At 72.8% G+C, this 21,878-nt stretch carries 21 protein-coding genes and 1 tRNA gene; 14 read left to right on the top strand and 8 right to left on the bottom strand.

What is annotated here, in order from left to right; all coding sequences use genetic code 11:
• Position 1 precedes the first annotated feature (1 nt).
• The 9 genes from O7622_RS08725 (at position 2) to O7622_RS08685 (ending at position 8,695) form a co-directional block, all read left to right on the top strand.
• Positions 2 to 415: an HIT family protein gene (locus tag O7622_RS08725; protein ID WP_135243386.1), complete on the top strand. Its 414-nt coding sequence runs from the start codon at positions 2 to 4 to the stop codon at positions 413 to 415.
• A gap of 76 nt (positions 416 to 491) precedes the next feature.
• Positions 492 to 1,151: a peptide-methionine (S)-S-oxide reductase MsrA gene (gene msrA, locus O7622_RS08720; RefSeq protein WP_282312766.1), complete on the top strand. Its 660-nt coding sequence runs from the start codon at positions 492 to 494 to the stop codon at positions 1,149 to 1,151.
• Positions 1,152 to 1,239: 88 nt separating this feature from the next.
• On the top strand, positions 1,240 to 1,524 hold the full coding sequence (locus tag O7622_RS08715; protein ID WP_282312765.1) for a type II toxin-antitoxin system Phd/YefM family antitoxin: 285 nt from the start codon (positions 1,240 to 1,242) through the stop codon (positions 1,522 to 1,524).
• Positions 1,521 to 1,811: a type II toxin-antitoxin system RelE/ParE family toxin gene (locus tag O7622_RS08710; RefSeq protein WP_282312764.1), complete on the top strand. Its 291-nt coding sequence runs from the start codon at positions 1,521 to 1,523 to the stop codon at positions 1,809 to 1,811. Before O7622_RS08715 ends, O7622_RS08710 begins: the two co-directional genes overlap by 4 nt.
• A gap of 326 nt (positions 1,812 to 2,137) precedes the next feature.
• Positions 2,138 to 3,928 carry an N-acetylglutaminylglutamine amidotransferase gene (locus O7622_RS08705; RefSeq protein ID WP_282312763.1) on the top strand — a complete coding sequence of 597 codons (1,791 nt, stop codon included), beginning with the start codon at positions 2,138 to 2,140 and terminating at the stop codon, positions 3,926 to 3,928.
• A gap of 2 nt (positions 3,929 to 3,930) precedes the next feature.
• The gene (ngg, locus tag O7622_RS08700) at positions 3,931 to 5,769 is read left to right on the top strand and encodes an N-acetylglutaminylglutamine synthetase (protein WP_282312762.1); all 1,839 of its coding nucleotides are present in this window, start codon (positions 3,931 to 3,933) and stop codon (positions 5,767 to 5,769) included.
• On the top strand, positions 5,766 to 6,950 hold the full coding sequence (locus O7622_RS08695) for an osmoprotectant NAGGN system M42 family peptidase (protein ID WP_282312761.1): 1,185 nt from the start codon (positions 5,766 to 5,768) through the stop codon (positions 6,948 to 6,950). Before ngg ends, O7622_RS08695 begins: the two co-directional genes overlap by 4 nt.
• Positions 6,951 to 7,259: 309 nt before the next feature.
• Complete coding sequence (locus O7622_RS08690; RefSeq protein ID WP_282312760.1) at positions 7,260 to 8,189, top strand: ribonuclease Z; 930 nt, start codon at positions 7,260 to 7,262, stop codon at positions 8,187 to 8,189.
• Positions 8,186 to 8,695 carry a GNAT family N-acetyltransferase gene (locus tag O7622_RS08685; RefSeq protein WP_348774058.1) on the top strand — a complete coding sequence of 170 codons (510 nt, stop codon included), beginning with the start codon at positions 8,186 to 8,188 and terminating at the stop codon, positions 8,693 to 8,695. The genes O7622_RS08690 and O7622_RS08685 overlap by 4 nt, the downstream gene beginning before the upstream one ends.
• A gap of 89 nt (positions 8,696 to 8,784) precedes the next feature.
• Here O7622_RS08685 and O7622_RS08680 read toward each other — a convergent pair whose 3' ends face one another.
• Positions 8,785 to 10,155 (bottom strand): cystathionine beta-synthase, encoded by a 1,371-nt coding sequence (locus tag O7622_RS08680; RefSeq protein ID WP_282312759.1) that lies wholly within the window; start codon positions 10,153 to 10,155, stop codon positions 8,785 to 8,787.
• Between the two features lie 76 nt (positions 10,156 to 10,231).
• Positions 10,232 to 10,588 carry a YkvA family protein gene (locus O7622_RS08675; RefSeq protein WP_282312758.1) on the bottom strand — a complete coding sequence of 119 codons (357 nt, stop codon included), beginning with the start codon at positions 10,586 to 10,588 and terminating at the stop codon, positions 10,232 to 10,234.
• Between the two features lie 141 nt (positions 10,589 to 10,729).
• Between O7622_RS08675 and O7622_RS08670 the strand changes: the two genes are divergently transcribed.
• From O7622_RS08670 to O7622_RS08655, 4 genes are read left to right on the top strand one after another with little or no spacing between them, the layout of a single operon-like run.
• Positions 10,730 to 11,776: an SGNH/GDSL hydrolase family protein gene (locus O7622_RS08670; RefSeq protein ID WP_282312757.1), complete on the top strand. Its 1,047-nt coding sequence runs from the start codon at positions 10,730 to 10,732 to the stop codon at positions 11,774 to 11,776.
• A gap of 22 nt (positions 11,777 to 11,798) precedes the next feature.
• Positions 11,799 to 12,611 (top strand): SGNH/GDSL hydrolase family protein, encoded by an 813-nt coding sequence (locus O7622_RS08665; RefSeq protein ID WP_282312755.1) that lies wholly within the window; start codon positions 11,799 to 11,801, stop codon positions 12,609 to 12,611.
• Between the two features lie 58 nt (positions 12,612 to 12,669).
• Entirely contained in the window at positions 12,670 to 13,932 is a 1,263-nt protein-coding gene (locus tag O7622_RS08660) for an acetyl-CoA C-acetyltransferase (RefSeq protein ID WP_282312754.1), read from the top strand.
• 40 nt (positions 13,933 to 13,972) lie between these two features.
• Positions 13,973 to 15,454: a CYTH and CHAD domain-containing protein gene (locus tag O7622_RS08655; protein ID WP_282312753.1), complete on the top strand. Its 1,482-nt coding sequence runs from the start codon at positions 13,973 to 13,975 to the stop codon at positions 15,452 to 15,454.
• Between the two features lie 97 nt (positions 15,455 to 15,551).
• Here O7622_RS08655 and O7622_RS08650 read toward each other — a convergent pair whose 3' ends face one another.
• The 4 genes from O7622_RS08650 to O7622_RS08635 all read right to left on the bottom strand — a co-directional run bounded on the left by O7622_RS08650 (position 15,552) and on the right by O7622_RS08635 (position 17,841).
• A complete protein-coding gene (locus O7622_RS08650) occupies positions 15,552 to 15,872 on the bottom strand; it encodes a hypothetical protein (protein WP_282312752.1) in 321 nt (106 codons plus the stop codon).
• A gap of 48 nt (positions 15,873 to 15,920) precedes the next feature.
• Positions 15,921 to 16,679, bottom strand: coding sequence for a Bax inhibitor-1/YccA family protein (locus O7622_RS08645; protein ID WP_282312751.1), 759 nt, complete (start codon positions 16,677 to 16,679; stop codon positions 15,921 to 15,923).
• A 125-nt stretch (positions 16,680 to 16,804) separates the two neighbouring features.
• Complete coding sequence (locus tag O7622_RS08640; RefSeq protein ID WP_282312750.1) at positions 16,805 to 17,650, bottom strand: Bax inhibitor-1/YccA family protein; 846 nt, start codon at positions 17,648 to 17,650, stop codon at positions 16,805 to 16,807.
• Positions 17,651 to 17,760: 110 nt separating this feature from the next.
• Positions 17,761 to 17,841: transfer RNA gene (locus tag O7622_RS08635), tRNA-Leu, on the bottom strand.
• A gap of 90 nt (positions 17,842 to 17,931) precedes the next feature.
• Here O7622_RS08635 and O7622_RS08630 point away from each other — a divergent pair.
• Positions 17,932 to 19,761: a hypothetical protein gene (locus O7622_RS08630; RefSeq protein ID WP_348774057.1), complete on the top strand. Its 1,830-nt coding sequence runs from the start codon at positions 17,932 to 17,934 to the stop codon at positions 19,759 to 19,761.
• 97 nt (positions 19,762 to 19,858) lie between these two features.
• On the opposite strand, the gene O7622_RS08625 is transcribed toward O7622_RS08630, so the two are convergent.
• Complete coding sequence (locus O7622_RS08625) at positions 19,859 to 21,190, bottom strand: NAD(P)/FAD-dependent oxidoreductase (RefSeq protein WP_282312748.1); 1,332 nt, start codon at positions 21,188 to 21,190, stop codon at positions 19,859 to 19,861.
• Between the two features lie 103 nt (positions 21,191 to 21,293).
• Positions 21,294 to 21,854, bottom strand: a complete 561-nt coding sequence (locus O7622_RS08620) for a hypothetical protein (protein ID WP_282312747.1) — start codon at positions 21,852 to 21,854, stop codon at positions 21,294 to 21,296.
• Positions 21,855 to 21,878 lie beyond the last annotated feature (24 nt).

Here is a 21,878-nt window from a genome sequence, read left to right as displayed (position 1 = left end):
CGTGAGCGGGTGCGTGTTCTGCGGGATCGTGGCGGGCGAGGTGCCGGCGTTCCGGGTGACCGACGAGCCGGACGGGGTCGCGTTCCTCGACACCCGGCCGGTGTTCAAGGGCCACGTGCTCGTGGTGCCGCGCACCCACCTGGTCACCCTGTCCGACCTGCCGGCCGACGCGCTGCCCGGCTACTTCCGGCTGGTGCAGCGGATCGCCGTGGCGGTGGAGACCGGTCTGGGCTCCGGCGGGACGTTCGTGGCGATGAACAACCGGGTGTCCCAGTCCGTACCGCACCTGCACACCCACGTGGTGCCCCGCACCAAGGGCGACGGGCTGCGCGGCTTCTTCTGGCCGCGTACCCGGTACGCCGACGACGCCGAGGCGACGGAGTTCGCCGGGCGGATCTCGGCGGCGCTGGCCTGACGTCGCGGTGGGCGGGTAAGGAACCACTGGGCGACGTTGTTGCACACGCTGGGAAAGCCAAGAGAGGAGTCCCACCGTGTTCCTCCGCCGCATGAAGGCCGAGATGATCTCTCCTGACCAGGCCCTGCCGGGCCGCCCGATCGCGATGCCGGTCGCCGACCGGCACGAGGTGCTGCCGTCGGCGCTAAAGGGCCCGTTCCCCGAGGGCGCGCAGGTCGCCGTCTTCGGCATGGGCTGCTTCTGGGGCGCCGAGCGGCTGTTCTGGACCCTCCCCGGCGTGATCACCACGTCCGCCGGTTACGCGGGCGGGTACACCACCAACCCGACGTACGAGGAGGTCTGCTCGGGCATGACCGGGCACGCCGAGGTGGTCCAGGTGGTCTACGACCCGTCGAAGATCGCCTACGAGGACCTGCTGAAGGTCTTCTGGGAGAACCACGACCCGACCCAGGGCATGCGCCAGGGCAACGACGTGGGCACCCAGTACCGCTCGGCGATCTACACCACCACCGACGAGCAGCTGGCCGCGGCCAAGGCGTCGCGGGACGCGTTCGCGCCGATCGTGGCCCGGGCCGGCAAGGGTGAGATCACCACCGAGGTCGCGCCGCTCGGCGACTACTACTTCGCCGAGGACTACCACCAGCAGTACCTGGCTCCGACGAAGAACCCGAACGGCTACTGCAACCACGGGCCGAACGGGCTGAGCTGCCCGGTCGGCGTCGCGAAGACCAGCTAGCCACCACCGGCCACCGGGCTTACGACCCGGTGGCCTCGGGCCGGAAATTGGTACGGACTTCGCGCCAGAATCTGCCTATACTTCGAGCATGACTGTCGTGCCGTTCACTGAGGCCCGCAACCGCCTTTCGGAACTCATCGACGAGGTGGCCTCGACCCACGAGCGGATAGAGATCACCAGGCACGGCCACGCCGCCGCTGTGCTCATTTCCGCCGACGACCTCGCCGCGTTGGAAGAGACCCTGGAGGTTCTCTCCAGTGCCGAGGCCATGCGGCAACTTGGCGAGTCCAAGGCCGCCATCGAAGCCGGTGACGTCCTCGACGGCGACGAACTCGCAGCGCTGATGGCAAAGCGATCGAGGCAGGCAAGGTGACCGGTTCCGACCCCGGCGGCTACCGACTTCAGGTCACCGGCCCGGCCGCACGCGCCTTGGCCGGACGGCTACCAGAGAAGATCTCCGCGGCCGTCTACGAGTTCATCACCACCGCTCTCCTCGACAACCCGCACCGCGTCGGCAAACGACTTCTTCTGCCGCCGTTCGAAGGCACCTGGTCGGCCAGGCGCGGCACATACCGTGTCCTCTACGAGATCGACGAGGACGACCGCGTCGTGACCGTGACGGCAATCGAACACCGCGCCGACGCTTACCGGTCACGTTGATTCGAAGGCGGGAATCGGTAGCGCACCGTCCGCCAGGGATCAAGAACCAGAACGGCTACTGCAACCACGGACCGAACGGGCTCAGCTGCCGGCCGGGGTGCCGAAGTGCAAGATCTGTGAGAGCCGACGACGCCGGAGCGCTCCCGGCCCGTGCGGTGTTCATCACACCGGAGACGGGCCGGGTTTCCGGCATCCGGGCGCGGAGGGCAGGAACCGCAGGCGTGACAGGCAACCACCCAGCGTGACGGCGCATCGTAGCAAGCTGTCACACGTTCGTCATCGTCTCAACAGGCGAACTGCAACAAGCTCTGGCAGCATTGGCTCGTATGTGCGGACTTGCGGGAGAGTTCCGCCGTGACGGTTCACGCGCCGACGTCTCGGCCGTGGAGCGGATGGCGGCCACGATGAGTGACCGAGGGCCCGACGACAGCGGCGTCTGGTCGCAGGGCCCGACCGCGCTGGGACACCGGCGCCTGAAGATCATCGACCTGTCCGCGGCGAGCGGCCAGCCCATCGTGGACGCCGCCGCCGGGCTCACCGGAGTCTTCAACGGCTGCATCTACAACTACCGGGAACTGCGCGCCGAACTGCAGGCCAAGGGCCACCGGTTCTTCTCCTCCGGCGACAGCGAGGTCGTGGTCAAGGCGTACGCCGAGTGGGGGCTCGACTTCGTCGACCACCTGATCGGCATGTTCGCGGTGGCGATCAGCGAGCGCGACACCGGCCGCCTGGTGCTGGCCCGGGACCGCCTCGGCATCAAGCCGCTCTACCTGGCCGAGAACCCCGGCGTGGTCCGGTTCGCCTCGACCCTGCCGGCGCTGCTCGCCGGCGGCGGCATCGACACCACCATCGACCGGGTGGCGCTCGCCCACTACCTGAGCTTCCACAGCATCGTGCCGCCGCCGCGCACCATCCTGGCCGGCATCACCAAGCTGCCGCCGGCCACGGTCCGGGTGTACGAGGCGGACGGCTCCACCCACGAGCGGGTCTACTGGGATCCGGCGTTCAGCCGCGCCGCCGAGCGGGCCGGCTGGTCCGAGCGGGACTGGCAGGACGCGCTGCTCGACTCGCTGACCACAGCCGTACGCCGCCGCATGGTGGCCGACGTCCCGGTGGGCGTGCTGCTCTCCGGCGGCCTCGACTCCAGCCTGGTCGTCGCGCTGCTCGCCGGCGAGGGGCAGGCCCGGTCCGGTCTGGCCACGTTCTCCATCGGCTTCGACGCGGTCGGCGGCCGGGAGGGCGACGAGTTCGTCTACTCCGACCTGGTCGCGAAGACGTTCGGCACCGACCACCACCAGATCCGGGTGCCCACCGGTGACCTGCTGCCGCCACTGGAATCCGCCGTCGCGGCCATGAGCGAGCCCATGGTCAGCCACGACTGCGTGGCGTTCTGGCTGCTCAGCCAGGAGGTCGCGCGACACGTCAAGGTGGTGCAGTCGGGCCAGGGCGCGGACGAGATCCTGGGCGGCTACCACTGGTACCCGCCGCTCGCCGGGGTGGACCGGGAGCAGGCGCTCGAGACGTACGCGAAGGCGTTCTTCGACCGCGACGCGGCCGGACTGGCCCGGGTGCTCGACCCGGCGTGGCTGGCCGGCGGCGACCCGGCGCGGGAGTTCGTCGCCGCGCACCTGGGCCGCGCGGGCGCGCAGACCGCCGTCGACGCGGGCCTGCGGATCGACACCCAGGTCATGCTGACCGACGACCCGGTGAAGCGGGTCGACAACATGACCATGGCGCACGGACTGGAGGCCCGCGTGCCGTTCCTCGACCACGAGTTCGTCGAGCTGGCCGCGAGCTGCCCGCCGGAGCTGAAGCTGGCCCAGGGCGGCAAGGGCGTGCTCAAGGAGATCGGCCGCCGGGTCCTGCCGCACGAGGTCATCGACCGGCCCAAGGGCTACTTCCCGGTGCCCGGACTCACCCACCTGGAGGGCAAGCTCCTCGACCGGGTACGCGACGCGCTCACCGCGCCCGAGGCGCGCCGCCGCGACCTGTTCCGCGCCGACTACGTCGACGCGCTGCTCGCCGACCCGAATGCCGAACTGACCCCGTTGAACGGAAACAAGCTGTGGCAACTGGGACTCCTGGAAATGTGGCTCCAGAGCCACGGAATCGACTGACCGTGACCGACACCCTCGCCACCGGAACGGCGCGTACCGACCGGGAACGGGTGCTGGGCCGGCGCCGGGAACTCACCGGCCCCGGCGGTGACCCGGTCGCACCGGGTACGCCGGAGCCGCGGCAGCCGGAGACCGCGTCCACCGACGCCTCGGGCGTGGTGCTGGACTGCGGCTGGGGCCGGCTGGTGTTCGGGCAGACGTTCGACGACCAGGTGCACGTGGCCGACGTGCTGCGCTCCGAGGCGGTCGGCGCCCGCGACATCTGCATCTACCTGCGCGACCCGCACGTGCTGGTGTCCCGGCTGCCGGACGAGCTGTTCATCGACCCGTCGCTGACGTACCGGCTGCCGCTGGGCGAGAAGCGGCCCGCCGCCACCGAGGGCGGCGAGGTACCCGGGCTGGCCGTCCGGCCGCTGTGCGACGCCGCCGACGCCGAGGCGGTGAACCGGATCTACGCCCGCAACGGCATGGTCACCGCCCCGGTCGAGGTGCTGGTGGACAACGCCGGCACGGACCGGTTCCTGCACCTGGTGGCCGAGGACACCACCGGTGAGGTGGTCGGCACCATCACCGGCGTCGACCACGTCGCGGTCTTCGGCGACCCGGAGAACGGCGCCAGCCTGTGGTGCCTCACAGTCGACTTCAACACCGCCCCGCCCGGCACCGGCCAGGCACTGCTCACCGCGCTCGCCGACCGGCTCGACGCGCGCGGCCGGGCGTTCGTGGACCTGTCCGTGCTGGCCGAGAACTCGGGCGCGATCCGGCTGTACGAGCGCCTCGGCTTCCACCGCACCGGCACGCTCTGCGTGAAGCGGAAGAACCCGATCAACGAGCGCCTGTTTCTGCCCGCCATGCCCGAGGGGTACGACGAGCTGAACCCGTACGCGAAGATCGTCGCGGACGAGGCGATGCGCCGCGGCATCCGGGTCGAGGTGACCGACCCGCACTGGGGTGAGCTGAAACTGACCACCGGCGGCCGGACCATCCACACCCGCGAGTCGCTGTCGGAGCTGACCTCGGCGGTGGCGATGAGCCGCTGCGACGACAAGCGGGTGACCCGGCGCATCCTCACCGAGGCGGGGCTGTCGGTGCCGCGCGGGCGTACCGCCACCGGCGAGCCCGACGACGTCGCGTTCCTCGACGACGTGGGCCCGGTGGTGGTCAAGCCGGCGCGGGGCGAGCAGGGCAACGGCATCACCGTCGGCGTGCGTACGCCGGAGGCCCTCACGGCGGCCGTCGAGCTGGCCCGCCGGTTCTGCCCGGACGTGCTGATCGAGGAGCTGCGCGCGGGCGAGGACCTGCGGGTCGTGGTGATCGACCACGAGGTGGTCGCCGCCGCCGTACGCCGGCCCGCGCAGATCACCGGGGACGGCGTGCACGACATCACCGAGCTGATCGAGCGGCAGAGCCGTCGCCGGGCGGCAGCCACCGGCGGCGAGTCCCGCATCCCGGTCGACGACATGACCCGCGAGGTGGTGGCGGAGGCCGGGTACCGGATGCACGACGTGCTCCCGGAGGGCGAGGTGCTGGCGGTCCGGCGGACGGCCAACCTGCACACCGGCGGCACGATCCACGACGTGACAGCCGGGCTGCACCCGGCGATCGCCGAGGCGTGCGTCACTGCGAGCCGGGCGCTCGACATCCCGGTCACCGGGCTGGACCTGCTGGTCCCCGCCCCGGACCGGCCCGAACACGTGTTCATCGAGGCGAACGAGCGGCCCGGGCTGGCCAACCACGAGCCGCAGCCCACCGCCGAGCGCTTCGTCGACCTGCTCTTCCCGGGTACCCGGGCACCGCAGCGACTCTGGTCGCCGGCCGGTGCGGCAGGCTCTGGGGCATGACCGCACGCAAACCCCAACCGCTCAAGCTCGACCTCGACTACCTCCGCCAGGTGCTGGTGGAGCTGCTGGAGATCCCCAGCCCGTCGGGGCGCACCGACCACATCCAGCAGTACGTGGGCGAGCGGCTCTCCGCGATCGGGATCAGCTCCACGCTGACCCGTCGCGGGGCGCTGAGCGCCTGTCTGCCCGGCCCCCGGTCGACCGGCGCCGACCGGGCCGTGGTGGTGCACACCGACACCATCGGCGGAATGGTGAAGCGGCTCAAGGAGAACGGCCGGCTGGAGGTCAACCCGATCGGTACGCACAGCGCCCGCTTCGCCGAGGGCGCCCACGTGCGGATCTTCACCGACGACCTGGACCGGATCGTCACCGGCCAGGTGCTGCCCCTGAAGGCGAGCGGCCACCGCTACAACGAGGCGGTCGACCTCCAGGGCGTCGGCTGGGAGCTGGTCGAGGTGCGGGTGGACGAGCCGGTGCACGACGAGGCCGGCCTGCGGACGCTGGGCATCGACGCCGGAGACTTCGTCGCGTTCCTGCCCAACCCCACGATCACCCCCACCGGGTACGTCAAGTCCCGGCACCTGGACGACAAGGCGGGCGTGGCGGCGGTGCTGACCGCGTTCAAGGCGATGGTCGACGCCGGTGTCACCCCGGCGGTCACCGCGCACCTGCTGGTCACCGTCACCGAGGAGATCGGCCACGGCGCGAGCCACGGGCTGGACCCGGACGTCGCGGAGATCGTCTCGGTGGACGCGGCCGTGGTCGCGCCGGGCCAGCAGTCCCGGGAGACAGCTGCCACGCTGGCGATGGGCGACGGGGTCGGCCCGTTCGACTACCACCTGACCCGCAACCTCGCCTCGATCGCCGAGGAGCACGGCGTCGACCTGGTCCGGGACGTGTTCGACTACTACCGCTCGGACGTGGCCGCCGCGGTCGAGGCCGGGGCGCACGCCCGGGTGGCGCTGCTCGGGTTCGGCGTGGACGCCACCCACGGCCACGAGCGCACCCACCTCGACGGCCTGCACCAGCTCACCCAGCTGCTCTGCCTCTACCTCCAGAGCCCGCTGGTCTTCCCCGAGTGGGACGCCGAGCCGGAGGGCGACCTGGCCGACTTCCCGTCGCTGGCCGTGCAGCCGGCGAACGAGGAGGGCCCGCGCGAGGGCCCGATCGGCCTGGACTGACCGGGCCTGTGATCGAAATCCGTTGCCTCGGCCGCCGCGAAGTGGATAGCGTGGCGGTACACGGGAAAGGAGGTGGTCCAGACTTGTATAGCAATCGGACTCGTGAGGTGGCTGTCCGCTAGCCGCTGTCCTCGACAGTGAAATCTCGCCCGCCGCGAGGCGGGCACCTGCAGGATCGTCGAGACCGTGTGGCAGCGGTGCGGCGAAACCACGACAGCCACCCGACCCCCGGGGTGCCGGCCCAGTCCAGCCGGCCCGCGCGCGAGCGCGGAAGCCCCGGGGGTCGCTTTTTGCCTTCCGGAGGATGCCGTGTCCATGCGTGAGCTGGTGGTGCTCGGTACGGCCAGCCAGGCCCCGACCCGGCGGCGCAACCACAACGGCTACCTGCTGCGCTGGGACGACGAGGTGATCCTCTTCGACCCGGGCGAGGGCAGCCAGCGGCAGATGCTGCACACCGGGATTACCGCCACCGACCTGACCCGGATCTGCGTCACCCACTTCCACGGCGACCACTGCCTCGGGCTGCCCGGCATGATCCAGCGCCTCTCGCTCGACCGCGTACCGCGCCCGGTGGCTGTGCACTTCCCGGCCGGCGGCGCCGAGTACTTCGCCCGGCTGCGGCACGCCTCCAGCTTCTACGAGACCGCCGAACTGGCAGTGGAGCCGATCGACGCCGACGGGCAGCGGATCACGCTGGGCATCGGCACGCTGGAGGCCCGCCGGCTGCGGCACCCGATCGAGACGTACGGGTACCGCCTGGTCGAGCCGGACGGCTGCCGGATGCTGCCGGAGCGGCTGGCCGCGTACGGCATCGCCGGTCCGGATGTGGGGCGGTTGCTGCGCGACGGGCACCTGGACCGCGACGGACGCCGCGTCACCCGGGACGAGGTGAGCGTGACCCGGCCGGGACAGCGGTTCGCGTTCGTGATGGACACCGGGCTCTGCGACGGCGTGTACGCGCTGGCCGAGCACGCCGACCTGCTGGTGATCGAGTCGACGTTCCTGGAGTCGGAGGCGACGCTCGCCGCCGAGGTCGGGCACCTCACCGCCGGCCAGGCCGCGCGGGTGGCGGCCGAGTCGGGGGTACGCACGCTCGTGCTCACCCACTTCTCCCAGCGGTACGCCGACCCGCGCCGCTTCCGCGACGAGGCCCGGGAACACTTCTCCGGTGATCTGGTGATCGCCGAGGATCTCCAGACGGTACAGGTGCCGCCCCGGCGGGTACCGTCGCCCGGGTGACGACCTCCCTACGTTCCGCGACCGAGGCCGACCTGATGGCGGTCGGCGCCCTGCACCAGCGTTCACGGGTGGCGGCGTACTCGTCGTTCCTGCCGCCCGAGGCGCTGGCCGACCCGACGCCCGAGGCGATGGGCCGCTACTGGGTGGAGCGGCTGGCCTGGGAGGGTGCCGACCACCGGATGACGGTGGCCGAGCGGGACGGGCGGCTGGTGGGTTTCAGCTATCTCGGCCCGGACGACGAGGGCGACCCGGCGACCGGGCTGCTCAACGCGATCCACCTGGAGCCGTCCGAGCGCGGCCGGGGCACCGGGCGGGCGCTCATGGTGGACGCGCTCGACGCGATGCGGGCCCGGGGGTGGACGCGCGCGGTGCTGTGGGTGCTGCGGGACAACGCCGCCGCGCGCGGGTTCTACGAGCGCGGCGGCTGGGCCGCCACCGGTGCGCAGCGGGACGAGCACATCGGCCGGGTGCTCGTCCCCCAGCTCCGCTACGCCCGCCGCTTGTAAGGAAGGGCCCCTTCTTAACGCCTGCGGTAGAGGAAGGGCCCCCTTTTAACACCGCGGTGTTAAAAGGGGGCCCTTCCTTACACGCAAGGTCAGCGGGCGCCGAGGTGGGCCAGCAGGTCCTGGCGGGTCAGCACGCCCTTGGGCTTGCCGTCGACCAGGACCAGCGCCGCGTCGGCCTTCTCCAGCAGCCCGACCGCCTCGCTCACCGGCTGGCCGCCGCCGATCATCGGCAGCGGCTCGCCCATGTGCCGCTCGATCGTGTCGTGCAGGTGGGCCTGGCCGGTGAACAGGGCGTCGAGCAGGTCCTTCTCGGCGATCGAGCCGGCCACCTCGCCGGTCACCACCGGCGGCTCGGCCTTGAGCACCGGGAGCTGGGAGACGCCGTACTCGCGCATGTAGTCGATCGCGTCGCGGACCGTCTCGGTCGGGTGCACGTGCACCAGCTCGGGCAGGCCACCGGGCTTGCCGGCGAGCGCGTCGGCGACCGTCGGCTCGGTGCCGGAGTCGTCCAGGAAGCCGTACCGGGCCATCCACTTGTCGTTGAAGATCTTCGACAGGTAGCCCCGGCCGCCGTCCGGCAGCAGCACCACGATCACGTCGTCCGGGCCGGCCTTGCGGGCCACCTCCAGCGCGCCCACCACCGCCATGCCGCAGGAGCCGCCGACCAGCAGACCCTCCTCGCGGGCCAGCCGGCGGGTCATCTCGAAGGAGTCCTTGTCCGACACCTCGACGATCTCGTCGGCGATCTTCCGGTCGTACGTCTCCGGCCAGAAGTCCTCACCGACACCCTCGACCAGGTACGGCCGGCCGGTGCCGCCCGAGTAGACCGAGCCCTCCGGGTCCGCGCCGACCACCTTGACCCGGCCCTCGGACGCCTCCTTGAGGTAGCGGCCGATGCCGGAGATGGTGCCGCCGGTGCCGACGCCCGCGACGAAGTGGGTGATCTTCCCCTCGGTCTGCCGCCACAGCTCCGGGCCCGTGGTCTCGTAGTGCGAGCGCGGGTTGGCCGGGTTGCTGTACTGGTTGGGCTTCCACGCGCCGGGGATCTCCCGGGCCAGCCGGTCGGAGACGTTGTAATAGGAGCGCGGGTCCTCCGGGGCGACGGCGGTCGGGCAGACCACCACCTCGGCGCCGTACGCGCGCAGCACGTCCTGCTTGTCCTGGCTGACCTTGTCGGGGCAGACGAAGACGCAGCGGTAGCCCTTGAGCTGGGCCACCAGGGCCAGCCCGACGCCCGTGTTGCCGCTGGTCGGCTCCACGATCGTGCCGCCCGGCCGCAGGATGCCCGCCTTCTCGGCGTCCTCCACCATGCGCATCGCGATCCGGTCCTTGACCGAGCCGCCCGGGTTCACGTACTCCACCTTCGCCAGCACGGTGGCCTGGATGCCCTCGGTGACGTTGCGCAGGCGTACCAGCGGGGTGTTGCCGATCAGCTCGACGACGTTGTCGTAGTACTGCACCTCGTTGTGCCCTTCGTCGCGCCGCCGTCGTGGGGCGGTCGGTCAGCCGTCAGTTCGCCGACCAGCGTACGTGCCGTCAGGGCACCACATGCCCGGGGATGACGGAGCTGCGACGTGCCTCCCACTCCAGGAACCGCTCGGTCTCGGCGAGCACGCTGCCGGCCAGCCAGGTGACCATGACCGCGTCGTCGGCCAAGCCGAAGATCGCCAGCGGGATCTCCGGCAGCAGGTCGATCGGGGAGACGATGTACACCGTCGCCCCGGCCATCAGCGCCAGGCGCAGGCCGCCGTCGTACTCGCCCCTGGTGGTCGCGCGGATCATCCGCGGCAGCGCCGCCAGCCGGGCCCCGAGCGACGGCCCGCCCCGCGTGCCCGCCGCCAGCGCCCGGGCCAGCGCGGCGAACGCAGCGCTGCGCTTCAACGTCTTCCCCATGATGTCGCCCCTCTCCGCCCGACCATGGTGCGGCCCGGGGGCAAGCCCGCGTCCGCTGCCCCCATCGGTACCCAATCCGGGCGGAGCCCAGCCATCCGATCACGGACAGCAGTGGTCGTACCGGCGCGATACTGTCGGTTCATGGGGGACGCTGGTTCCGTCGCGCCGGTCCGCCGGCAGCGCGCCCGGCAGATCGCCCGCCTCGCGGCGATCGGCACGGGCGCCACGGTGGCGGCCACCGCCGCCACCGGCGGGGTGCTGCTCGGTCAGGCCCGGCAGGCCCGCCGCACCATCCCGATGGCGCAGGCCCCGCCGCCGCGCTGCGACGGTGTGTACGGCGCGAGACTGCCCGGCCCGCCGATCACCATGGTCGTCCTGGGCGACTCGTCAGCGGCCGGGTACGGCGTGCACAGGCGCCGGGAGACACCGGGCTCGCTGCTGGCCACCGGGCTGTCCCGCCGCCTGCACCGGCCGGTCCGGCTGCACCGGTTCGCCGTGGTCGGCGCGCTGTCCTCAGGGCTGAAGCCGCAGGTCGAATCCGCCCTGGAGGTCGAGCCGGACGTGGCCGTGATCCTGGTCGGCGGCAACGACGTCACCAACCGCTCACCGTTCTCGGTAGCGGTGCGCTACCTGGTCGACGCGGTCCGCACGCTCCGGGCGGCCGGCTGCGAGGTGGTCGTCGGCACCTGCCCCGACCTGGGCACCATCCGGCCGATCCAGCCGCCGCTGCGCTGGCTGGCCCGGCGCTGGAGCCGCCAGCTCGCCGCCGCGCAGACGGTGGGCGTGGTCGAGGCCGGCGGCCGTGCCGTCTCGCTCGGCGACATGCTCGGGCCGCGCTTCGCCGCCGAGCCCGGGCGGATGTTCGCCTGGGACCGGTTCCACCCCTCCGCCGAGGGGTACGCGATAGCCGCGGCGGCGTTGCTGCCCACCGTGCTGTCCGCGCTGGGCGCGGTCCCGGAACGCAGGCCTGTCCTGCCCGGCGTGGAAGGCGTACGGTCGCTCCCGGAGGCCGCCCACCAGGCGGCCCGGCACGCCGGCACGGAGGTCAGCGGCGCCCAGCTCCGGGGTCGCGACCGCGGGCCGGGCGGGCGGTGGGCGCAGCTTCGCCGGCGGGCCTTCTTCGGCGTCGGCGCGGTGCCACCGACCGGCAGCGCCGCCGACTCGGCAACGCTGGAGGGAACGGCATGAGCGAGCGAAGCGGAGTGCTGTCATGAGCGAGCGCGGTGAGGTGGCCCGGTGGGGCCGGGCCGCGGCCCTGTCGCTGCTGGCCGGGACGATGGGCGGCGCGGCGGTCCTCGCCGGCCAGGCCATCGCCGCCCGCACCCGCGAGTACGCCCAGCCCGAGCTGGGCCTGGTGCTGCGCGCGACGGTCGGCCGTGCGGACGCCCCGCCGCTGCGGCTGGTGCTGCTGGGCGACTCGTCGGCGCTCGGCGTGGGCGTCGACCGGTTCGAGGACACCATCGGCGGTCAGCTCGCCAACCTGCTCGCCGAGGGGCCGACCGGCCGCCGGGTGCAGCTGTCCAGCGTCGGGGTCTCCGGCTCGCGCGCCACCGACCTGGCCACCCAGGTGGCCCGGGCGCTGCTCGGCGAGCGGCCGGACGTGGCGGTGGTGCTGATCGGGGCGAACGACGCCACCGCGATGGTGCGGCCCGGTGACGCGGCGGCCTATCTCGGCTCGGCGGTACGCCGGCTGCGGGAGGCGCACGTCGAGGTGGTGGTGGGCACGTGCCCCGATCTCGGCGCGGTACGCGCGGTCGCCGCACCGCTGCGTCAGGTGCTCGGCTGGTCCGGTCGGCGGATGGCGCGGGCCCAGACGGCGACCGTGCTGGACGCCGGCGGTACCGTCGTCGACCTGGGCACCGAGGCCGGTCCGGTGTTCCGCGCGGACGCGGGCACGCTCTGCCACGACGGCTTCCACCCGTCGGCCGACGGCTACCGGGTGTGGGCGCACGCCCTGCTCCCGGCGGTCGAGGCCGCGGCGGCCGTCGCGTTCCGGCACCACCGGCGACCGCCCACGGGGTGACATTTCCCGCCCGCCTCGCCGCTTCCCGGTCATGTTACTCGCGCGTTAACGTTGGTTCATGCCGATTGAGTCGCCCCGCGACGCCGTCATCGTCGCCACCGCCCGGTCCCCCATCGGCCGCGCGTTCAAGGGTTCCCTCCGCGAGGTCCGCCCGGACGATCTCGCCGCCACCATCGTCCAGGCCGCCCTCGACAAGGTCCCGGCGCTCGATCCCACCACCATCGACGACCTCTACCTCGGGTGCGGTCTGCCCGGCGGCGAGCAGGGTTTCAACATGGCCCGGGTGGTCGCCACCCTGATGGGCCTGGACGGCCTGCCCGGCGCCACGCTGACCCGCTACTGCGCGTCCTCGCTCCAGACCACCCGGATGGCGATGCACGCGATCCGGGCCGGGGAGGGTGACGTGTTCATCTCCGCCGGTGTGGAGATGGTCTCCCGGTACGCCCGGGGCAACTCGGACACGCTGCCGCCGGAGGCGCAGGCGCTCGTCGGCGGCGGCTGGGAGAACCCCCGCTTCGCCGAGGCGCGGGAGCGTTCCGCGGCCCGCGCCCAGGGCGGCTCCGAGGTGTGGACCGACCCGCGCGAGGCCGGGCAGCTCCCCGACATCTACCTCGCCATGGGGCAGACCGCGGAGAACCTGGCCCAGGCGTACGACGTGACCCGCGAGGACATGGACGCGTTCGGCGTCCGCAGCCAGAACCTCGCCGAGAAGGCGATCGCCGACGGCTTCTGGGCCCGTGAGATCACCCCGGTCACCACGCCGGACGGCACGGTGGTCGGCACCGACGACGGCCCGCGTGCCGGGGTGACCCTGGAGGCGGTGGCCGGTCTGAAGCCGGTGTTCCGCCCGGACGGCCGGATCACCGCCGGCAACTGCTGCCCGCTCAACGACGGCGCCGCCGCCGTGGTGATCATGAGCGCGCAGCGCGCGTCCGAGCTGGGGCTCACCCCGCTGGCGCGGATCGTCTCCACCGGTGTCACAGCGCTCTCCCCCGAGATCATGGGCCTGGGCCCGGTCGAGGCGTCGAAGCAGGCGCTCAAGCGGGCCGGCATGACCATCGACGACGTCGACCTGGTCGAGATCAACGAGGCGTTCGCCGCCCAGGTGATCCCCTCGTACCGGCAGCTCGGCATCCCGGAGGAGAAGCTGAACGTCGCCGGTGGCGCGATCGCCGTCGGCCACCCGTTCGGCATGACCGGCGCCCGGATCACCGGCACGCTGCTCAACGCGCTGGAGTGGCACGACAAGACCATCGGTCTGGAGACCATGTGCGTCGGCGGCGGCCAGGGCATGGCGATGGTGCTCGAACGACTGAGCTGAGACCGGTTCGCCGGTGCGCGGGCCGGGTACGGGAGGCCGCATGGGGACCGTCGTGGAACGTGAGCGCAAGTACTCCGGCGACGAGGGTTTCCGGCTGCCCGACCTGACCGGGTGCGGTGGCGTCGTGACCATGTCCGACGCCGCCGTCTCGGATCTGGACGCCGTCTACTGGGACACCGACGACCTGCTCCTGCTGCGCAGCGGGCACGCGCTGCGCCGGCGTACCGGCGGGCACGACGCGGGCTGGCACCTGAAGGTGGGCGCTGTGGGTGGCGCCCGGGTCGAGCACCAGTTCCCGGCCGGGGCGTCCGACGACGGCCCGCCGCCCGAGCTGGTCGCGCTGATCCGCGGCGCGTCGCGCGGTCGCCCTGTGGCCCCGGCGGCCCGGGTCGTCAACCGCCGCCGGGAACACCGGCTGCTGGGCGCGGACGGCCGGGTGCTGGCCGAGGTGTCCGAGGACGACGTCCGGTCCGAGGACCTGGTGGACGGCACCGCGCGGACCTGGCACGAGATCGAGATCGAGCTGGTCGAGGGCGACGAGGAGCTGCTCGACGCGCTCGGCGAGCGGCTGCGCGCGGCAGGCGCCCGCGAGGTGGCGGTCAGCAAGTCGCACCGGGCCGTCGCCGGCCGGATCGAGCGCTTCGACGACCGGGAACCGGACGGCCCGGCGGGACCGGTCCTCGCGTACGTCAGGGCACAGCGGGACGCGATCGTCGGCAACCACGCGGCCGCGTACCAGGGGAACGAGGACGCGGTCCACGACATGCGCGTCGCGACCCGCCGGTTGCGGACGACGTTGCGTACCTTCCGGGGGTTGTGGGACCGCCGGGAGAGCGAGGCGGTCCGGGCCGAGCTGCGCCGCCTCGGCGGCGAGCTGGGCCGGGTCCGCGACACCCAGGTGATGGCCGCCCGGCTCACCGAGGCGGTGCACGAGCTGCCGGACGAGCTGGTGCTCGGCCCGGTGGCGGCGCGGATCGGCGAACGGTTCGCCGCCGACCTGGCCGAGGCGACCACCGCGCTGCGGTCCGCGCTGGACTCCCGCAGCTACCCCGCCCTGCTGACCCGCCTCGACCGGCTGGCCGGCGCCCCGCCCGCCGACGTCGGCCGGCGCTGGATGGACCGCCGGGTCCGCAAGGCGGTACGCCGCGCCGACGGTCGGCTGGACCGGGCGCTCGCCACCACCGGGCCGGACGGGGACGCCGCGCTGCACGAGGCGCGCAAGAAGCTCAAGGCCGCCCGCTACGCGGTGGAGGTGCGCGAGGCCGCCGGCAAGCACGCCGCTCGCCTGGTGAAGCGGTTCAAGGCGCTCCAGGACCTGCTCGGCACCCACCAGGACTCGGTGGTCACCCGGGAGGTGCTGCGGCGGCGGGCGCTCCAGGCATACGCCGACGGCGAGAACACGTTCACCTACGGCCTGCTGCACGCGAGGCAGGCCGAGGCCGCCGGCCACGACCGTCCCGCGGTCCTGCGGGCCCGCGACCGGTCAAGACACCGCAAGGTACGCCGCTGGCTGAACCCCTGACCGTCCCCCTTCTCCGTCGATCATGAAGTTGACGGGGATTCGCGTCCGTTTCGTCCCCGCCAACCTCATGATCAACAGGGCCGGGAGCGGGGGTTGGTCAGAGGGCGGCGCGGGTTCGGGTTACCGCTTCGGCAGCGGTGGCCAGGACCTGGGCCGGGGGCGCGGCGAGCGCGAGGTCGGCGGATACCACGCGGAGCTGGTCGGGTAGCGCCAGGTCGCTGGGGAGGCGGGGCACCTCGCGGCGCGGCTCGCCGGCCGCGTCGGCGGCCAGGTTGGCGATCTCCTGGACCAGCCTGTGCACCAGGTCGGCGCGGGACACGTTGCCGATGTCGGCCTTGGCCGACCAGCGCGGCTGCTGCCAGTGCCCGACCTGTCGGACCAGCAGGGTCACCGCCCGGTCCAGTTCCGATGCGCTCATCGCCGCCGAGTCTACGGCGGCACCAGGCCGGAGCGTGCTCAGCCGGCGTCAGCGGCGCACGTAGCTGAGCAGGCGGAGGATCTGCCAGTACAGGAAGATCAGCCCGACCAGCAGACCGAAGCCGCAGTACCAGGCGTATCGGCGGGGCAGACGGTTCGCGGCCGACCGCTCGACCAGGTCGAAGTCGAGGATGAAACTGAGCGCGCCCGCGATGATCGCCACCACCGAGAACAGGTACGGCAGCCAGCCCACCCGGTCGCTAAGGCTGTAGACGACCACCCCCTGCCGCCCGGTGGACAGGTACGCGAAAAGGTTGACCAGGCCGATCGCCACGATCCCGACGAGCATGCCGATGACCAGCCGCGCCAGGCGCGGGGTGGCGCGAACCAGCCGGGCCCGGTAGAGCACGGCCATGCCGAGGAAGACGCCGAACGTGCCCACCACCGCCTGCGCCACGATGCCCGGGTAGACCAACTCGAAGGCGCGGCTGGCCACCCCGAGCAGCAGGCCCTGGAGCACCGCATACCCGACGATGACCGGCGGGCTGGTGATCTGCTTGAGCGAGATGACGAGCACCAGGGCGAGGCTGGCCAGCGCGCTCCCGGCGAGCGCGGCGGAGATCCACGCGGCCTGCGGCACCACCACCCAGGACACCGCCGCCGTGACACCGGTGACCAGCAGCAGGCCCACGGTCCGGCTGATCACGTCGGCCACCGTCATCGTGTCGGCGGTCCCGATCCCGAGCACCTGCCGCTCGGCGCGGCCGACGTCGTCCAGCCGGTCCAGCACCGGGTTGGCACTGCGCACCGTGACCACCTCCCGCCCACGTACCCGGATCCCACTCTGCCCCGGGCGGCCAGGCGGGGACGGGGAAACGGCGACGCCCGCCGCCGCGGATGCGACAGGCGGGCGTCGTCGGGGAGGGCGTGATGTCAGTCGTCGCCCTGGAAGTAGCTGAGCAGCCGCAGGATCTCGATGTAGAGCCAGACCAGGCCGACCACGATGCCGAAGGCGGCGGTCCAGGAGTAGCGCTGCGGGAGGCCCATCCGGACCCCCTCCTCGATGTCGGCGAAGTTGAGCACGAAGCTCAGCGACGCCACCACGATGCAGACCAGGCTGAAGCCGATCGCGAGCGGGCTGCCGTCACGCAGGTGCGTGTTCACGCCGAACAGCGCCAGCACCAGGTTGACCAGCATCACGCCGAACAGTCCGGCCATGATCGCCACCATGATCCGGGCGAACTTCGGCGTGGCCCGGATGATCCGCGCCTTGTAGATCATCGCCATCAGGAAGAACACGCCGAACGTGGCCACGACCGCCTGGAGCACGATGCCGTCGTAGAGCGACTCGAACGCCTTGCTGACCATGCCGACGAAGACGCCCTCGATGACCGAGTACGCCACGACGAGCGCCGGGTTGGCCATCCGCGAGAACGAGATGATCAGGCCGAGCACCAGGCCGACCACCGCGGCGCCGATCCACGCGACGCCGACGAGCGAGTCCGGCACGAGCACCCAGGCCGCCGCGGCCGAGGCGCCGAGGATGGCGAGCATGAGGACCGTCTTGACGACCACGTCGTCGAGGGTCATCGGGGTCACGGCGGGCGGGGCCACCGGCTGGCCGTAGCCGCCCGGGTAGGGCTGGGCGTAGGGCTGCTGCTGCGGGTACTGCTGGGGGTATCCGGGCTGACCGTACGGCCCGGGCTGGGCGTACCCGGCCGCCCGCTCACGCTCTGCCGCCTGGCCGAGCCGGGCGAGCACCGGGTTCGAGGTCTTCACTTCTCAGGCCTCCCTCAGGGGGTCGATCGCACGTAGACGTGCTACCCCAGGGTAGACGTGGGCGCAATCGCACGCGCCACGGCTAGCTGTGGGAAAGCTGAGAGTTCACGTGCCCGGGGCGGGGGTCGAACCCGCACGCCTTGCGGCAGCCGCTTTTAAGGCGGCCGTGTCTGCCGTTCCACCACCCGGGCGGGTGACACCGGCGCGTCGACACGCGGCGGTGCAGATCTCACCGTAGCGGCTCGGCCGCGACGCGGCGTACCCCGACGGGTGCGGCCGTTATGGTCGAGGCCGTGACCAGCGCCGCCCGCACGGCACCCGGGCCCGACCACGCCCGGGCGGTCCGCCCGGCGGCGGTCACGCGGCGGGTGACGGCCGCCGTCCGGCGGCACCGCGCGGACCTGCTCGCCGGGTTGGCGTTCGTCGCTCTCGCCGGATGGCTCACCCACGGCCTCTGGCCGTCGCCGGGCACGCGGGCGCTCGCGCTCAACCCGGCCGACCAGACGCTGTACGAGTGGTTCCTGGCGCTGGACGCGCGTGCCCTGCGCGGCGAGCTGAGCCTGGTCACCGGTCGGCTGAACGCGCCGGACGGGGTCAACCTGATGGCCAACACGTCGGTCGTGGCGCTCGGTGTGCTGCTCGCCCCGGTCACGCTGGCGTTCGGGGCGCCCGTGACGTTCGCCCTGCTCGTCGCCGTGAACATGGCCGGGACGGCGCTCGCCTGGTACCTGCTGTTCACCCGCGTCCTGCGGGTCCGCCGGCTCGCGGCCGCACTCGGCGCGGCGCTCTGCGGCTTCGGGCCGGGCATGGTCTCGCAGAGCAACGGCCACCTGCACATGACCGCGCAGTGGCTGGTGCCGGTGCTGGTCTGGCTCGTGGTCCGGCTGCTGCGCGCCGCCGATCCGGCCGGCCGCCCGGACGGCCCGGACCGCCGCCGGACGGCCTCCTCCGCGGCCGGGCTCGCCGCTGTCGTCACGGTGCAGGTCTTCGTCGGCGAGGAGGTGCTCTTCCTCGCCGCGCTCACCCTGGCGGTGACAGCCGTCGCGTACGGGCTGACCGACCGGGACCTGCTGCGCCGGGCCGGTTCCGGCTTCGCCGGTGGCCTGCTCGCCGCCGCGGGACTGGTGCTGCCGGTGCTGGCGTACCCGCTGTGGGTGCAGTTCGCCGGACCGCAGGGCGTCGCGGACGGCATGTTCCCACCCGCCTACTTCTCCGCCGACCTGATCGGCTGGACCCGCCTCTCCGCGCTGACGGTGTTCGGCAGCCCGGAGGCGGTGCGGCTCACCACCGGTCCGGCCGAGTTCACCACGTTCCTGGGCTGGCCGCTGCTGCTGGTCGCCGCCGCCTGCGCGGTCCGGCTGGGCCGGCGCGCCCCGGTGGTGGCGCTCGTGGCCGCCGCGCTGACGATGGCCGCACTCGCGCTCGGCCCGGAGGTGGTGGCCGGCGGTGAGCGGACCGGGATCCCCGGCCCGTACGCGCTGCTGGCCGGGCTCCCGGTGGTGGACGGCGCACTGCCGACGCGGTTCGCGCTGGCGGTGCTGCCGCTCGTCGGCACCGTGCTCACGCTCGCCGTGCACCGGGCGCTCGGCGAACCCGGCCGGGCACGCCGGATCGTCCCGTTCGCGGTCGGCGCGGCACTGCTCAGCGTCTTTCCCACACCGCTGCCCACGATGGACCGGCCGGCGCTGCCCGAGTTCGTCACCGGCGGCCACTGGCGGCAGTGCGTACGCCCCGGCGGGGTGCTGGTGCCGGTGCCCACCGCCACGCCCCAGGATCCCTGGCCGATGCGCTGGGCCACCGCCACCGGCGTCGCGTTCGCCATGCCGGAGGGCTTCTTCATCGGCCCGTACGGCCCGCACGGCTCGGCCACCATGGGCACCTGGCAGCGTCCCACCTCGGCGCTGCTCGCCGACGTGGCCCGCCGGGGCGTGGCACCGGCGGTCGGTGACCGGCAACGCCGCCAGGCCGCCCGGGACGTCGAGTTCTGGCACGCCTCGTGCGTCGCGGTGACCGACGACACGCCGCACGCGGAGATGCTGCGCCGCACCCTGGAGCAGCTGTTCGGGCGGCCGGGCACGCGGCTCGCCGACGCCTGGACCTGGCGGTTCTGAGGCGCCGGACACCGCTGTCCGGGCCCGGACAGCGGTTCTGAGCCCGGACACGGCGAAGAGCCCCTCCCGTACGGAAGGGGCCCTTACGCGAGACGCGTCAGACGCGCGCGGCGACCGGCGGGGCGGACGCCTCGGCGAACTCCTCGCGCGGGTCGTGCAGCTGGCCCAGCGCCACCACCTCACGCTTGAGGAAGAACGCCAGCGTCCAGTCGACCACCACGCGCACCTTGCGGTTGAACGAGGGGATCCGCGACATGTGGTACGTCCGGTGCATGAACCACGCCGGCCAGCCGGTCATCTTGATGCCGTAGACCTGCGCCACGCCCTTGTGCAGGCCGAGGCTCGCCACGCTGCCCGCGTGCTTGTGCTTGTAGTCGACCGGATCGCGCCCGCGGATCACGTTCGCGATGTTGTCGGCCATCCGCGCCGCCTGCCGCACCGCATGCTGGGCGCTCGGGGAGCAGAAGTTGCCCGGTTCCTTGGTCAGGTCCGGTACGGCGGCGCAGTCGCCGGCGCTCCACGCGCCCTCGACCACCCGGTCGCCGTCCACGATCTGCAGCGTCGGCCGGCAGGTGACCCGGCGGCGCTCGTCACGCGGGAAGTCCGTCGCGTCGAGCATCGGCGACGGCTTCACGCCAGCGGTCCAGACGATGGTGTCGGACGGGAAGCTGTCGCCGTCGGAGAGCTTCACCACACCGTCGACGCAGGACTCCAGCCGGGTGTCCAGGCGGATGTCCATGTCCCGCTTCATCAGCTGCTGCACCGTGTAGGCGCCCATGTCCCGGTCGACCTCGGGCAGCACCCGCTGGGTCGCCTCGACGAGCACCCAGCGCATGTCCTCCGGCTTCAGCTCCGGGTAGTAGCGCAGCGCGTCCCGGGCCATGTCCTCCATCTCGGCGAGCGCCTCGATGCCGGCGTAGCCGCCGCCCACGAAGACGAACGTCAACGCGCGGCTGCGGACCGCCGGGTCGGTGGTGGAGGCCGCCACGTCGAGCCGGTCCAGCACGTGGTTGCGCAGGAAGATGGCCTCGCCGATGGTCTTGAACCCGATGCCGTTCTCGTGCAGGCCGGGGATCGGCAGGGTACGAGAGACCGAGCCGGGCGCGACGACCACGTGGTCGTACCGGATCTCCCGGGCCGGGCCGCTGATCGGCTGCACCACGGCGGTCATGCGGTCGTGGTCGATCCGGGTGACGGTGCCCGCCACCACGGTGCACTTGCGCAACTCCCGCCGCAGCGGCACCACGGCGTGCCGAGGGGAGATGTTGCCCGCCGATGCCTCCGGGAGGAACGGCTGGTACGTCATGTGCGGCTGCGGGTCGACGACGATGACCTCGGCCTCACGCCTGCTCAGCTTCTTGGACAGGCGCAGAGCGGCGTACAGGCCCACGTGACCGGCACCCACGACAAGGATCCGCTTCGGGTTCACGTCATCTATCTTTCCCCGGGTGCTTCGGGTAATCCCGCGCGAGACCCCCTTCTGTGACGGAGCACAACCGGTGTGACCTGCGCAACGTCCCTGGAGCGCTGGGTCATCTGCGGCGGAGCAGCCAGCCCAGCAGGGTGCTCAGCCCCACCGCCACCAGCAGCCCCACCACCGTCGCGGCCTGTGAGCCGCCGGTACCGCCCACTCCCCCGAGCCACGCCAGCACCACGCCGAGCACGGCACCGGCGAGCACCACGCCACCCACGCGGCCCAGCCACCGCAGCACCACGTCCGGGTCGATCAGCCCGTCGTAGGGCAGCAGCGCGGCGAGCGCGCACAGCGAGTGCGCCAGGTAGAGCAGCGTCGCCACGGCGAGCAGCCGCCACAGCGCCGGTGGCCGGTCGAAGCCGAGCGTGGCCAGCAGCCAGCCGCCGACCGTCACCAGCGCGGTGAACGTCGGCCAGATCCGGCGCGGCCCGGCCGCCGGCAGCACCGCGGCCACCGTCAGGGCCAGCAGCGAGCGCGGGGTGAGGGCCTGCACCGGGTACGCGAGCAGGAAGCCGGCCAGCACGGTGAGGAAGATGCCGCCGCGTACGAGCAGCGGCAGCGGGCTGACCCGGGCGGCGGCGTACCGCAGCGCCCGCACCCGCTCCACCACAGCGTTCACCGGCCCGCCCTTCCGTTCCTCGCG

This window comes from Micromonospora sp. WMMD1076 (genome assembly GCF_029581475.1).
Taxonomy (GTDB): Bacteria; Actinomycetota; Actinomycetes; order Mycobacteriales; family Micromonosporaceae; genus Micromonospora; species Micromonospora aurantiaca.
The sequence above is the reverse complement of the archived record's forward strand: the minus strand, read 5'-3'. Positions and strand labels throughout refer to the sequence as shown.

Bases quoted from the DNA above. Each gene is read 5' to 3' on its own strand.
- O7622_RS08715 (WP_282312765.1), top strand. From the start codon at position 1,240: ATGACTGTCGTGCCGTTCACTGAGGCCCGCAACCGCCTTTCGGAACTC.
- O7622_RS08705 (WP_282312763.1), top strand. From the start codon at position 2,138: ATGTGCGGACTTGCGGGAGAGTTCCGCCGTGACGGTTCACGCGCCGAC.
- O7622_RS08695 (WP_282312761.1), top strand. From the start codon at position 5,766: ATGACCGCACGCAAACCCCAACCGCTCAAGCTCGACCTCGACTACCTC.
- O7622_RS08675 (WP_282312758.1), bottom strand. From the start codon at position 10,588: ATGGGGAAGACGTTGAAGCGCAGCGCTGCGTTCGCCGCGCTGGCCCGG.
- O7622_RS08670 (WP_282312757.1), top strand. From the start codon at position 10,730: ATGGGGGACGCTGGTTCCGTCGCGCCGGTCCGCCGGCAGCGCGCCCGG.
- O7622_RS08665 (WP_282312755.1), top strand. From the start codon at position 11,799: ATGAGCGAGCGCGGTGAGGTGGCCCGGTGGGGCCGGGCCGCGGCCCTG.
- O7622_RS08660 (WP_282312754.1), top strand. From the start codon at position 12,670: ATGCCGATTGAGTCGCCCCGCGACGCCGTCATCGTCGCCACCGCCCGG.
- O7622_RS08655 (WP_282312753.1), top strand. From the start codon at position 13,973: ATGGGGACCGTCGTGGAACGTGAGCGCAAGTACTCCGGCGACGAGGGT.
- O7622_RS08650 (WP_282312752.1), bottom strand. From the start codon at position 15,872: ATGAGCGCATCGGAACTGGACCGGGCGGTGACCCTGCTGGTCCGACAG.
- O7622_RS08630 (WP_348774057.1), top strand. From the start codon at position 17,932: ATGGTCGAGGCCGTGACCAGCGCCGCCCGCACGGCACCCGGGCCCGAC.